Origin of the sequence: Lunatimonas sp. (assembly GCF_020832325.1) — a bacterium.
In the GTDB taxonomy this organism is placed as follows: Bacteria; Bacteroidota; Bacteroidia; order Cytophagales; family Cyclobacteriaceae; genus Lunatimonas.
Genome location: NZ_JAFIEU010000018.1, coordinates 38,981 through 52,380, shown reverse-complemented (window position 1 = coordinate 52,380; position 13,400 = coordinate 38,981). Strand labels below are relative to the sequence as shown.

The following is a 13,400-nucleotide window of genomic DNA, read 5'->3' as shown; positions in this document are numbered from 1 at the left end:
TTTAACTCATTTAACGTACAACTCATTGAAATTAGCAGCCGTGGATATAGGGTCGAATGCGATCCGCCTGCAGATAACAAACGTTACCCATTTCCAAGGTGCCTTTGGGTTGAAGAAATTAGAATATGTACGTTTTCCGTTAAGACTGGGTAGGGACGTTTTCCTCAATCAAGAAATCAGCCCGGGCAGCCGATCGAAATTTGTCCGCTTGATGGGTGTGTTTAAGGAACTCATTGAATTGTATGAAGTAGACCATTACATGGTATGTGCAACGTCTGCCATGAGGGAGTCCAAAAATGGGGAAGAAATTGCTCAAGAGGTGGCCGATACCATCGGGCTGCATATAGAAATAATAGATGGAGATCGGGAAGCCGAACTGATCGATAAAGCCCTGTGGTCTAGCATCGATACCAAGACCTACCTGCATGTGGACGTGGGAGGCGGTAGCACCGAGCTCAATATTTACAAAAAAAAACAAAAAATAGGCAGCAGGTCTTTCAAGATCGGATCCGTGAGGACGCTGGACGAGCACCATGTGCCTCTTTCCATTTGGCGGGACATGGAGGCATTTATAGCCGAGCACCTGAAAAGGGAACAATCGGTCACCTGCATTGGCACCGGAGGAAATATAAACAAGATCATGGAGTTGTCCAACCCTCGTAAGAATAAACGGTATTTGGATAAGCATACCATACAAGTTGTGCAGGAACGCTTGTTGAGCTACAATTACGAAGAGCGTATGCACGTACTCAACCTTAACCCAGACAGGGCAGACGTCATCATCCCTGCCTCCAAGATTTATCTTGCAGCGATGGACGCTGCGGGTTCATCCCGAATGATCGTGCCGGATGTTGGGCTAAAGGATGGCCTCATGAACTTACTTTTTGAGCGCGCCATGAGCAATCAAACGAGTCCTATTCGATAAGTTTTACGCCATAAATCTGTTCCGGTGTAAGCGTAAAGAACTCGGTATGGATATTGAATTCCTCCCCGTTTTCACCGGGCTGTTTGCTGATGTAGTTGCCGTCCTCCTGCATCACGTAGGAGTTCACATTGTCTTTTAGGTTGAAAGAAATGATATTCATTAATTGTTTTTCGAGGAAAGGGGCCTCTACCCGGAATAAGGATTCTAGGCGTTTGTCAAAGCTTCGTACCATGGCGTCTGCACTGCCTACATAGGTCCGGTGTTTTCCGTTATTGTGGAAATGATAAATACGCGAATGCTCCAAGAAATCTCCGACAATGGAAATCACTTCGATATTGTCACTCAATCCCTTTCTGCCTGGCCGGAGACAGCAAATACCCCGAATGATGAGTTTTATGGGGACACCAGCCTGCGAGGCCCTGTAGAGTGCGTAGATGAACTCCGAATCCTCCAACGAGTTTATTTTAATGAAAATTCCAGAAGGACGGCCCTGACGGGCGTGTTCGGCTTCGTCTTCGATAAATTCTACCAAGCTTCTTCTCATCTCTCTGGGTGATGTAAGGAGGTTTTGGTAGGTAGACGGTACCGAGTGGCCAGTGATTACGTTGAAAAACTCCGACACATCGTTTGCCAATACTTCGTTGGTGGTCAGCAGTCCAATATCTGTATAAATACGAGAGGTCTCTTCGTTGTAGTTTCCAGAGCCCAAATGCACGTATCGGGTTACTTTGTTTTCGTCCTTTCTAACGATTAACATCAGCTTGGTGTGTGTTTTGAAGTTGCTGACGCCATAAATTACAAAACATCCCGCTTTTTGTAGACGCTTGGCCTCCCGGATGTTGTTTTCTTCGTCAAATCGAGCCTTTACTTCAAAGAGAACAGAAACGTGTTTGCCGTTTTCTACTGCCCGCAGTAACGCGTTTACGATGCGTGAGTTTTTGGCGAGCCGATAGATGGTCATCTTAATGGCCATTACGCTGGGGTCATCCACGGCCTTGTCCAGTAAGTCCAAGATGGGTTCCATGCTATTGTAAGGATGGTGCAAGAGGATATCCTTGTGCTTTAGTACTTGGAATATATCTTCTGTGGCGGCGTCCGGATAAGACAGCGGCGGAATAGGGTTTGGTGTAGCGGGAATTTTGTCTTTAAACCGTTTATTGCCAATCACCTGCCAAAGCCCTGTAAAGTCCATAAGGCTTTTTCGGGGTATTTTAAAAATGCTGTCGTCACTGATTGTCCACCTTTCCTTGAGCAAGTTTATCATCCATTTGCTGTAGCCTTCCTCGATTTCGATACGCACTACCCGACCGGTTTTCCGTTCATTGAGCTTGCGCTTTACCTCTTCCAGAAAGTTGGTGTCCATGTCTTCGCTTTCTTCTAAAGTGAAGTCACCGTTTCGGGTAATACGAAACAGGTTGATGTGCTCGATGGTCACATTTCTGAAAAGAGAAGAAATGTGTTCCCGGATGATTTCATCTATAGGAACGAATATGGTTCCATTTTCCCGCTCCACCTCAAAGAATCGGGGGATATTGGAGGGGATTTGCACAAAGGACAGTTTTCGATTGTCTTTTTTGTCTCCCTCGCTGATGGTAATCACCCCAAATATAAGCAGCTTGTTCATCAGAATGGGAAACGTATGATACCCATCAAACACCATCGGAGTAAGCATGGGGTATACCGCTTTGAAAAAATAATCTTTGATAATCGATTGCTCCTCTTCCCGTAGATTTTTGACATTGCTCAGTATCAGCCCGGCTTCTTCGGTTTTGGGGAGCAATTCTTGAAGAAATATTTCCTGTTGCTTTCGGTGGAAGTTCTGGCATTCGATCATCAGCTTCATTTTGAAAGCATCCTCCCGTAGTCCGGAATAGTCCACCCGGACTTTGTCGTAATCCAAGTAATTATAGAGGGACCCAACCCGGATCATGAAAAACTCATCCAAGTTAGAGGCTGTGATCGCGAGGAACTTGAATTTCTCGAAAATATTTCTTCGCTCCCGAAGGATTTGATCAAATACCCGCTCGTTGAATTTCAGCCAGCTAAGGTCTCTGCTGATGAGGTCACTGCTGTAAATAATCTCCTCTATTTTATCGCTTTGAATCATTTCTTCTTGATTAGGCTGTAAAAGCACCTTGTAAGTTTACTAAAATATTCAGACATAAAAAAAAGGGCCAAGGCCCTTCCGCTGCTACGGACGGATAGTCCTTCGCTTTCATATCTTACTCATTGGTTTGTAGCGGTTATAACTTGTTCCCTGCCGAAGCTCAGGATAAAATCGAGCATGGATGATTGTCATTGCATCGTATGACGACATCTTGCCATGCCCGATTTCTTAACGGAAATCGTTTAGGGAAGGTTATTTGAAGTTAACCTGCTCCCATCAGGTATCAATTTTGGCGTATTTGGCGTTGCGTTCGATGAACTCCCTTCGCGGAGCCACCTCATCTCCCATCAGCATGCTGAACAGGTGGTCTGCCTCGGCGGCAGAGTCAATCGTCACCTGCTTTAAGGTTCGGGTATTGGGGTCCATGGTCGTTGTCCATAGCTGCTCGGGGTTCATCTCACCCAGACCTTTGTATCGTTGGATGCCTACACTGTCTACCTTTCCGTCAGCCGCCATTTCTTCGGTGATACGCTTGCGTTCATCCTCAGACCAACAATAGCGCTCATCTTTCCCGCGCTTCAACAAGTAAAGTGGAGGCAAAGCGATATACACATAACCTCTTTCGATCAAGGTGCGCATGTATCGGAAGAAAAGGGTCAAAATCAAGGTTCGTATATGGGAACCGTCTATGTCGGCATCGGTCATGATGATGATCTTGTGGTACCTCAGATGTGCGAGGTCCAGCTCTTTTTCATCGTTCATGGTACCTATTTTTACGCCTAAAGCCGTAAGGATATTTTTGATTTCGTCGTTGTCGTATATCTTGTGCTCGAGTGCTTTCTCTACGTTTAGGATTTTACCCTTAAGCGGCAAGATGGCCTGATAATCCCTGTCGCGCCCCTGCTTGGCAGATCCACCCGCAGAGTCTCCTTCTACCAGGTACAGTTCGCATACGGTTGGGTCGGAGTTGGCACAATCGGCGAGCTTTCCGGGTAAACCTCCCCCACCAAGCACGTTTTTCCGCTGAACCATCTCACGCGCTTTTTTGGCAGCATGTCGCGCCTGTGCGGCAAGAATCACTTTGCCTACAATGATTTTGGCCTCCCGCGGATGTTCTTCCAGCCAGAATTGCAGGGTCTCTGATACTGCCCCGTCCACAGCGCCAATTACATCCGAATTGCCCAATTTGGTTTTGGTCTGTCCTTCAAACTGAGGCTCTGCCACTTTTACAGAGATAACAGCGGTAAGGCCTTCCCGGAAATCATCTCCCGAGATTTCCAGCTTCACCTTGTCCAACATACCCGACTTATCGGCGTAGGTTTTTAGTGTTCGGGTAAGGGCTCTGCGGAATCCGGAAACGTGGGTGCCTCCCTCGTAGGTGTTGATGGTGTTGACATAAGAAACTACGTTTTCATTGTAGGAACTGTTATAGCCCATGGCCACTTGTACGGGTACCCCATTTTTTTCCGTTTCAATGTAAATGGGTGTTTCGATGATCTTTTGTTTGTTTTCATCGAGGTATTCCACGAATTCCACCAGTCCCCCTTCGGAGAAAAACTCATCGCTTCGAGGTTTTCCGTCATCGTCTTTGTCCCGGAAATCCTCCAGAAAAATGCGGATTCCTGCATTTAGGAACGACATCTCCCGAAGTCGATTCGCGATAGTTTCATATTTGTATTCGGTGGCTTGGAAGATCTCGTGGTCAGGCTTGAAGTGGATAATGGTGCCTCTTTTCTCCGTCTCACCGATCTCTCTTACGGGATATTGGGGCACACCTCGGGAATATTCCTGCTCGTACATCTTGCCCTGACGGTGTACCGTGGCTAGCAAAGTTGTAGATAGGGCATTTACGCAGGAAACCCCCACGCCGTGAAGTCCCCCGGAAACTTTGTAGGTATCCTTGTCAAACTTACCGCCTGCGTGGAGTACAGTCATGACAACCTCCAATGCAGATCGGTTTTCCTTTTCGTGAAAATCCGTGGGTATACCCCGCCCATTGTCTTCTACCCGGACGGAGTTGTCTTCCAGGACAGAAACCTTTATCGTGTCACAATGTCCTGCCAAGGCTTCATCGATGGAATTGTCCACTACCTCCCATATCAAATGGTGAAGCCCTTTGACGCCGATATCTCCGATGTACATGGCAGGCCGTTTTCTTACTGCCTCCAATCCTTCTAAAACCTGAATATTTTGGGCTGAATAATCGCTGCGATTCGACTCTTTTTCTTTGCTCATGGATGCTAAATAACGTGCTTCGTCATATGTACAGAAAGCACTGTTTAAAAACTCATACGATTTACAAAAATACACAAAAATAACGGAAGTACATACCCTGAATCAGGGGTATTGTTGATCAGGTCTGGCATTGGACTCAATGCCTGAAGCAGCTTCTGTAACTTGTCTACCTAGCCGCTAAAACTGACCCGAACTTAGCATCACTAAATTGCAGGCATACAGCGTTTCGATGCCGTTTTCTTTTGCCATTTTGGCAAGTTCAGGGTTTTCAGTGCCCGGGTTGAAGATTATTCTTTTAGGGGCCAATGAGAGTAGGTAGTCATACCATTCCGGCTGATTTTGAGGGCCGATGTAAAGCGTGATCGTATGTACCTCGTTGATTGGCGGCTTTTCTTTCAGGTTTAGGATGGGTTGACCCAAGACTTCCCCGCTTTTTATCCCTACCGGGACAAAGTGGATGTTTCGCTGCTGTAGCATTTCGGCAGCGAGGTAGGCATACCTGGATGGGTTTGGCGATGCCCCGATGATAACGGTTTTTTTATAATCCATGTAGTTGGTTTGGTACGGTAGTTTTGTATTTGGCAATAAGCTGTTCGGCACAACGCTCGCCGTCCATGGCGGCACTGACGATCCCGCCCGCATAGCCGGCCCCTTCTCCACACGGGTACAAACGGCTAATCTCTGGGTGTTCGAGGGATTCTTTATCCCTAGGGATCCGAACGGGAGAGGAAGTACGACTCTCGACGCCGATGATTTGGGCCTCGTTGGTGTAATAGCCTTTCATCTTTCGGTCAAAGGCCACAAAAGCCTGTCGTAGTCTCTCTGCAATGAAAGGTGGCAATACTTGATCCATCTCCACCGACCGAAGGCCGGGCTGATAAGACGTAGGCAAAAGGGTATCACTTTGCTTTCGGTTGACAAAATCCACCATACGCTGTGCAGGGGCAGTTTGGGTTTTACCCCCCATTTCCCAGGCGCGCTGCTCCACTTCCTGCTGAAACTGCAAGCTGGCCAATGGGCCAAGATGACTATATCCCGGAAGATCTTCCAGTTCCACCGCAACAACCATTCCCGAGTTGGCGAACCGCCCATCCCGCCTGCTTGGACTCATGCCATTGACCACAATTTCACCTGGAGAGGTGGCCGAGGGCACGATGAATCCTCCAGGGCACATGCAAAAGGAAAAAACTCCCCGCTGTACACCCTCGAACGTGGTCTGCTGCACCAGCGAATAGGATGAAGCGGGTAGGTAGGGACCACGGTCTACCTTGCAATGGTATTGGATCTGATCGATCAATTGCTGGCTGTGTTCTATACGAACGCCCAGCGCAAAGGGCTTGGCTTCTATCTGTATTCCTTTGCGATGTAACAGGTGAAATATATCCCTGGCCGAATGGCCGGTGGCCAAGATTACCCCCAACCCGGTGATTTTTTCACCGTTTTCGCAGACCACACCCTTCAGTTCTTGGTTTTCAAGGATAAAGTCTACGACTTTGGTTTCAAATAAAACCTCTCCACCTGCATCTAGGATGGTTTGCCGCAAGGCCGCCACTAGTATGGGCAGTTTGTTGGTACCGATATGCGGGTGAGCATCTACTAAGATGTCCTCTTTGGCACCATGGGCTACAAAAATCTCCAAAATACGACGTATATCGCCTCGTTTCTTGGACCGGGTATACAGTTTTCCATCTGAATAGGTACCTGCACCTCCTTCACCAAAGCAGTAGTTGGATTCGGGATTGACGATATGGTCTTTGTTGATTGCTGCCAGATCGCGGCGCCTTGCACGGACATCTTTTCCTCTTTCGATCACAATGGGCTTAAAGCCCAGCTCGATGGACCTTAACGCTGCAAAAAGGCCTGCAGGTCCTGCCCCGATGATGATCAAGGGGCTTTTGCCGGAAACCTTCGGATAGGTAAAATGAAGTTGTCGCAAAGGAGAAGGTGCTTCGTTGGCAAAGATCTCCGCAGTCACATTTACTTTGACCTGCCGACTTCTTGCGTCGATGGACCGCCGGGCCTGCCGGATGTAGGTTTGTGGAGCCTCTGGAGGAATCCCGGCTTTTTTGCGTACTGCCTCTTGGAAAGCCCGCTCATCGTAAGCTTCCTCGGGCGTAAGGGTGAGTTGTAGTTCTCGCTTCATTTGTGGTAAGGTAGTTATCCTTAAAATCAATGCTGTTTATACTGAATTTGCTCGAGAAAAGTTCAGTGTCGAATTACGGTAAGGTGCTTAGTTCCGCGGTAGGCTGAGTCAAACGGCGTTCGTTCATTTGCTGTGCAAGATGGCCCTTATTGTCCAAAAACTTCTTTCACCACCCAGCTTCTGCCCCAATTTGCCTGCTCGTCGTCATTCCATAATTCGGGATAAAACACCACCTTTTGGAATCGTGGGGGAAGGTATTTCTGCCAGTTTGTTCCGCCGGTGGCGGCTATGTCCACAGGGTCTTTTTGCAGGTACCGTACCGCTGACTTGTAGTGTGCCAATGGCCAATGCACATTGGCTTTACTGTCCAAATCACGCATGAGTTCGGTGAGCTCGGTATCTTTTTCGGAGAAATACAGGTAAAGGCGCCAGAGGTTTTTCTTTCGAAAGTTGGCGATCAATTCTTTCAGCTGATCACCGTATTTTTTTTCGAACGATTGTAGCGTCAACGTTTTTTCTCCGGTGGACAATTCCATGGCTCCAAACTGCCAATACAATATTTCAAATAGGGAATCGATGCTGGTGATATTGATATCTCGGTAGTCCTCTCGTTCTTTGAGGTGTATCAGGTTTTGGATGTCGGTACACATGATCTCGATCATGCGGTACTGGGCGCTCTGAAATCCACTGGACGGAAGCAGCGACATCCGGAATTTCATAAACTGATCCCGTTCCATGCCCTTGGCCATTACGTCAAACGACGAAATCAACAAATCGAAATACATGTTGATTCGGCGCAAGCGCTCTTTAAAAAAGGCAAGTGAAAGGTCCGGATTTCCGGAAATTTGCTCGATTTCCCAGATGATCAGGTTAAAATACAGCTCGGTGATCTGATGGTAGATGATAAAAATTTTCTCATCCTTGAACGAGGTCCGGGGTTGCTGTAACGTTAGCAGCGTGTCCAAGTTGATGTAATCCCAGTAGTTGAGGTAGTCGGCATGGAGCAGGCCTTCTAGATACGACTTCAGGTCCTGGCCAGAAGCGCGAAACTTCGCTTCCAACTGCTTGATTTTTTCGATGATTTCCGCGTTTGGAATCTCTTGATCCATAGTTCCTGCGTGGTGGTATAATAAAGAAAGCGTAAAAATACGTAAAATATGCGGCAAAAACGGCTATATGCCTTAAAAGCCTCCGGTTTCATACCGGAGGCTGTTCAAATGGAGCCAAACTGGCCCAACGTTGTACGTTTTTAGGTAGGCCAGGGCCCGCACGGGTTCCTAAGAAATGGGTTGACAGTCCGCCTTAGAACTTGCGGTATTTGCCGTCTAGGTACTGGTTTGCTTCTTTTTCGGCAAATTTGGCCTTTTTGCTGTCCCAGTGCAGGGTTTGATTGGGGAATCTTCCCGCAATTACGCCCAGCAAGATGGTTTCGGTAAGTCTGGCAGAATAGGAGAAAGGTGCGGAGCACTCATCCTTCCCAAGGCAGGCGTCTACAAATTGGTGGTAGTGTTTTTTGCTTTCCGAATCGTAGTCCTTTACAGGAGCACCTAGATTGAATTTGGCTATGTCCATCTCTTGGTACTTGCCGTCCACGATCAGTCTTGGCAACTGCTGGAAGTGCGGCAGCAACAAGCGTCCCTTTTCACCCATAAACATGGCACCTTGGTCAGGCAGTTCTTCACCATTGGGCAGTTTGAGGTCCTCGTGTGATGCCGGAGCACCGGTGCCGTCATACCATACCCATTTTAGGGTTTCTGCGGTGTAGTTGGTTTGTGGGAATTCATACGTAACGGTGTTGTGCTCGGGAAAACCAAAGCCGGTAGGCTGCCGGCATTCATTTACAATCGTCATGGGGACATCCAATTCCAGTGCGTTGTAGGGGGTGTCAAAGATGTGAACACCCATGTCGCCCAGGGTTCCGCATCCATAGTCCAGCATCTTCCGCCAGTTGCCGGGGTGGTAGTAGCCGTCTTTGTAAGGACGCTCCGGTGCTGTACCTTGCCATAGATTCCAGTCCAGGTTGTTCGGTACGGGATCACTGCCCGCTGGTGCAGGGCCGTCGTATCCCCAGTTTTTCGGTGACCAAGCCCTTACGGTATGTACTTTTCCGATGATTCCGGATTGGATAAGCAGGGTGGCCAATTTATAATCGTAAAATGAATGCACCTGTATGCCCATTTGAGTCACCAGGTTCTTTTTGTCGGCCAATTTTTTCATTGCCCGCGCTTCGGTAACATGGTGGGTTAGCGGCTTTTGGCAGTAGACGGGTTTGTCTAGCTTCATGGCCATCATGGAAGCAGGAGCATGGGTGTGGTCAGGTGTGGAAACGATCACAGCGTCTATGTCGCTTTTCATTTCTTTGAGCATCACCCGATAGTCCGTGAAGGTTTTTGCGTTGGGGTGCAAAGCTTTGGCTTTTGCCAATGCGGAGCTGTCTACGTCGCATAGCGCTACCACATCCACCAGGTCGTGGGATGAAATGGCGTCCAAGTCTGCCATTCCCATGGAGCCAAGACCTATATGGGCCGTTCGAAGCCGTCCGTTGGCACGGGCTTGGGCAAAAAGGGTCGGAGCCATGCTTAAACCCAACACCCCCAAACTACCTTTCTTTAGAAAGTCTCTACGAGCGTTATTTGCTAGGTTGTCGTTCATTGTGTTGCTTTAAAATGTTGATTAATCCAATTCTTTGATTCGTAGGTTGCGGAAGCGGACCACGTCACCGTGGCCAAGGAAGCCGATGTGCCCACGGCTTCGCTGCAATCCGGGATGATCTTCGCCATCGATGGTGCCGTTTTTGGCGGCTTCCAGGTAGTCACCTTCCAGGATAACCGTGCCGTTCAGCACTATTTTGATCTTGGGATGTTCTACCGTCACTTCCTGTTGATTCCATTCGCCCACAGGCTTGAGGAATCCCTTTTTGGCAGGCATGACACCGTAAACAGATCCATGGGCCTGGTAATCTTTGAGGTTGGCGTATTTCTCTGCGGTGTTGTCCAATATCTGAAGTTCCTTGCCCAAGTAGGCAGCGTTTCCTTCCAGCGGGGCATGAATGCCAAGGCCGTTGTTTGCACCAGGAGTCAGTTGGAATTCAAAACGAAGCACAAAATTGCCGTATTCTTTTTCGGTGTATAGGTTTCCGCCGCTTCCCTGACTTGGCTCAATGACGATCATTCCGTCTTTGGCTTTGTAGGATTCCGTATTTCCAACCCAACCTTTGAGGTTTTTTCCGTTAAAAAGCTTTTTGAATCCTTTTTCAGAGTCCTGTGAAATGGTGGCAGAGACAAGGAGCAAACTTGCGATAACGATTCCTGTGAGGGAAAGGTATGCGTGATGTTTTTTCATGACGAGGGTTATATGTAGGTTTTTTACAAATCTAATGGAGATTTTGAATTAATCCGTTGCCTCGTTCCAAAATTCATCGTTAACTTCTCTGCCTCGCTTCGGTTAATGAGTTGGTGTAAATCAAGCGGTAGGTAAAAGAATGTTTTTTTAGTTAAATAGATAGGTTAGTAACCCGATAGGAGAAATATCTGTCAACCATTTTTATAGCCATGGATGAAGGTACTGCTTGAAATGCCAGATTTCGAAGAGCGACAGAAAAAGGGTGGGTAAGTTGACCGATCTTTCCCAATTGTAGGCTTTCGGATACGACGCGTTTTGCCCGGGGAAACTGTAAACTTTCGTATCGTTGAAAAGCCTGTGGCCCCAATTTGTATTTTAGTATGGTCTTTGCCAATACATAAGATCCCTCAATCGCCATGCAACCGCCCTGCCCAAGGTTTGGCGTGGTGGGATGGGCTGCATCCCCCAGTAATGTCATGTTGCCTTTACTCCAACCCCTGATGGGAAGACGGTCCAATGCGCCATTTTTCAGTATCGTTGCTGTGTTTCGGATCAGCTCTGGTATGGGATCATGCCAATCTCCAAATAAGCGAAGCAGTTTTTCCTTGGTGCCCTCCGGGTCGCAATTTTGTTGAAACGAATCGTTGCAGGTAGCCCACCAGCCGTATTTTCCATCCTTAATAGGGACTATTCCCACTCGTTGTCCAATTCCCATGGTTTCGCTGGCATAACCCGTGGCAAAGGTTGTGTCAACTACCCCACGCCAAATAGTATATCCCCTGTGGAGGGGAGCTCCATCGTTGACAATGTGCCGGCGCACTCGGGAGTGGAGGCCATCCGCGCCTACCAGCCCATCTACCAGCCGGGACTCTCCATTGGTAAACCGAATCTGTATTTGCCCATCTTTGGTTTCCTGAAGGCTTGACAGTTCAAAGCCAGGGGATAGTGTTGCCGGTATTCCTGTGAGCAAAATCCCATGCAAATCAGCTCGGTGAATACAGATGATGGGATAGTCACTTTTTGGCGTCGAATGACTAAGCTTTTTACCTTTACTGTTTCGAATATAGACCCGCTGGAAATGGCCGCCGGCACTCAAAATTCGATCCAATAACCCAATCTCCTCCATGACGCATAGTGCGTTTGGAAATACACTGATCGCCGCTCCAGCTTCGCCAAAAGACGATTTCCGCTCAAATATTTCGATGTCGTAGTCGTCAGACCCGAGACAATGGGCAAAGGTGAGTCCAGCGATCCCTCCCCCGATTACGGCAATTTTCTTCTTTGTCTTCATACGTCTGGAATTAGATCTTCATGGGTACAGCGTGGTTCAAACCCCTGTCATAGTCGATCTGCTTTCCCTGCAAATCCGGTCTGCCGGATAAATAGATCGTTTGAACCTTCTAAACCTACCACCTAAATAGGATCGGATTAACACCGATTTGTTTGTTTAGCTCAATTGAGCAAAACAAAAGTAGGTATTTTTTTGTAAATTTGCTCCAATGAGCAATAGTTCGATGGATAAAAAAATAATCTCGGCCGCGGTTACCTTATTTAACGAAAAGGGCTTGGTACAGACAAGCTTTCGGGATATTGGGGGGGCATTGGGGATAAGCGATGGGCATGTGCGGTATTATTTCCGAACCAAGGAGGCCTTGCTGTTGGCTGTATTCAACCAAATGGACGAGGAGATACTCACCAAGATAACTTTGGTGGAAGAGCACTTGGTAGATCTCCATGCACGCTTGAAAGGTCAGATCGAGCATGTATTTGGCGTCATGGCAAGCTACCGCTTTTTCTTTATGGAGTCTCCCAAGACCTTGGGACAGTATCCGGAGCTGATCAATGCCTACACGCTATTGATGGAAAGCCGCAGACACCTATTTCTGATGCTCTTTTCGGAGTTGGGAAAGCGAGGTGTTTTTCACGTTGGATTTGATGGGCCAACACAGGAGCGGATTTTTCAAACCGTCTTTTTGGTGTCAGAGGGTTGGATAAGGACTCATTATCTTTCTAAAGGTACTGCTCCAGACCGGGGAGCCATCGAATCCGTAACAACCCTGCTGATCGGGTTGATTGCTCCGTACATAGAGGAGTAGGCTAGGTCAAGGCTTTTTCGATATTGTCGAAAAGCTGTCTATGCTGCTTTTCAAAAAATGAGGCCATAAAATTCGTGATTGGGAGCACCGATTCGATTTTAAGTTTCTCGGTGACCTGCGTTGAACCTGAGGCAGTCTCAAAGCGGAACAACATGTTGATGTGGGTTAGGCCCATCACGCTGGCGCTTATGTGTATTTCGTCTGGGAACGCGCTTATCGAAGCCGTATAGGAAAAGCGGTACGGGAAAAGGCCAAGAGATACTTTTTCACGTACCAGGTAGTCCCCTCCAGGTAGGGCTGTCATTTGATAAATGAGGGGGTGGACAGAGACAAATCTATCAGGATCCGTTAGGTAGTTCATCACAGCGATCCTGTCTCTATGCACGATAAATTGCAGCTTAGTTACTTTTTCCGCCATCTTGTTCTTGTGTTGGTACACAGGTTTGAGTCACCGAATCAAACGATTTATTTGTGGTATTAACCGAAAACGTCCAGAATGTAGACGCGCAATGCGTCCGGTTCAGGCAATTTTGGAACCGTCCGATACGTACT

11 protein-coding genes are annotated in these 13,400 nt (G+C 47.7%); 2 read left to right on the top strand and 9 right to left on the bottom strand.

What is annotated here, in order from left to right:
- The first annotated feature begins 25 nt into the window (after positions 1-25).
- Entirely contained in the window at positions 26-925 is a 900-nt protein-coding gene (locus tag JJU34_RS06890) for a phosphatase (RefSeq protein WP_228691599.1), read from the top strand.
- Here JJU34_RS06890 and ppk1 read toward each other — a convergent pair.
- The 8 genes from ppk1 to JJU34_RS06850 all read right to left on the bottom strand — a co-directional run bounded on the left by ppk1 (position 915) and on the right by JJU34_RS06850 (position 12,043).
- The gene (ppk1, locus tag JJU34_RS06885; RefSeq protein ID WP_228691598.1) at positions 915-3,032 is read right to left on the bottom strand and encodes a polyphosphate kinase 1; all 2,118 of its coding nucleotides are present in this window, start codon (positions 3,030-3,032) and stop codon (positions 915-917) included. The two genes, JJU34_RS06890 and ppk1, sit on opposite strands and share 11 nt — an antisense overlap.
- Positions 3,033-3,308: 276 nt before the next feature.
- Positions 3,309-5,267 carry a DNA topoisomerase (ATP-hydrolyzing) subunit B gene (gyrB, locus tag JJU34_RS06880; RefSeq protein ID WP_228691597.1) on the bottom strand — a complete coding sequence of 653 codons (1,959 nt, stop codon included), beginning with the start codon at positions 5,265-5,267 and terminating at the stop codon, positions 3,309-3,311.
- Between the two features lie 177 nt (positions 5,268-5,444).
- Positions 5,445-5,816: a CoA-binding protein gene (locus tag JJU34_RS06875; protein ID WP_228691596.1), complete on the bottom strand. Its 372-nt coding sequence runs from the start codon at positions 5,814-5,816 to the stop codon at positions 5,445-5,447.
- Complete coding sequence (locus tag JJU34_RS06870) at positions 5,806-7,410, bottom strand: FAD-dependent protein (protein ID WP_228691595.1); 1,605 nt, start codon at positions 7,408-7,410, stop codon at positions 5,806-5,808. The genes JJU34_RS06875 and JJU34_RS06870 overlap by 11 nt, the downstream gene beginning before the upstream one ends.
- Positions 7,411-7,556: 146 nt before the next feature.
- Positions 7,557-8,519 (bottom strand): tryptophan 2,3-dioxygenase family protein, encoded by a 963-nt coding sequence (locus JJU34_RS06865; protein ID WP_228691594.1) that lies wholly within the window; start codon positions 8,517-8,519, stop codon positions 7,557-7,559.
- Between the two features lie 193 nt (positions 8,520-8,712).
- The gene (locus tag JJU34_RS06860) at positions 8,713-10,062 is read right to left on the bottom strand and encodes a Gfo/Idh/MocA family oxidoreductase (protein WP_228691593.1); all 1,350 of its coding nucleotides are present in this window, start codon (positions 10,060-10,062) and stop codon (positions 8,713-8,715) included.
- A gap of 21 nt (positions 10,063-10,083) precedes the next feature.
- Positions 10,084-10,752: a DUF1080 domain-containing protein gene (locus JJU34_RS06855; protein WP_228691592.1), complete on the bottom strand. Its 669-nt coding sequence runs from the start codon at positions 10,750-10,752 to the stop codon at positions 10,084-10,086.
- Between the two features lie 151 nt (positions 10,753-10,903).
- A complete protein-coding gene (locus JJU34_RS06850; protein WP_228691591.1) occupies positions 10,904-12,043 on the bottom strand; it encodes an FAD-dependent monooxygenase in 1,140 nt (379 codons plus the stop codon).
- Positions 12,044-12,266: 223 nt separating this feature from the next.
- Between JJU34_RS06850 and JJU34_RS06845 the strand changes: the two genes are divergently transcribed.
- Positions 12,267-12,848, top strand: a complete 582-nt coding sequence (locus JJU34_RS06845; protein WP_228691590.1) for a TetR/AcrR family transcriptional regulator — start codon at positions 12,267-12,269, stop codon at positions 12,846-12,848.
- A gap of 1 nt (position 12,849) precedes the next feature.
- Here JJU34_RS06845 and JJU34_RS06840 read toward each other — a convergent pair whose 3' ends face one another.
- Positions 12,850-13,266, bottom strand: coding sequence for an SRPBCC family protein (locus JJU34_RS06840; RefSeq protein WP_228691589.1), 417 nt, complete (start codon positions 13,264-13,266; stop codon positions 12,850-12,852).
- Positions 13,267-13,400 lie beyond the last annotated feature (134 nt).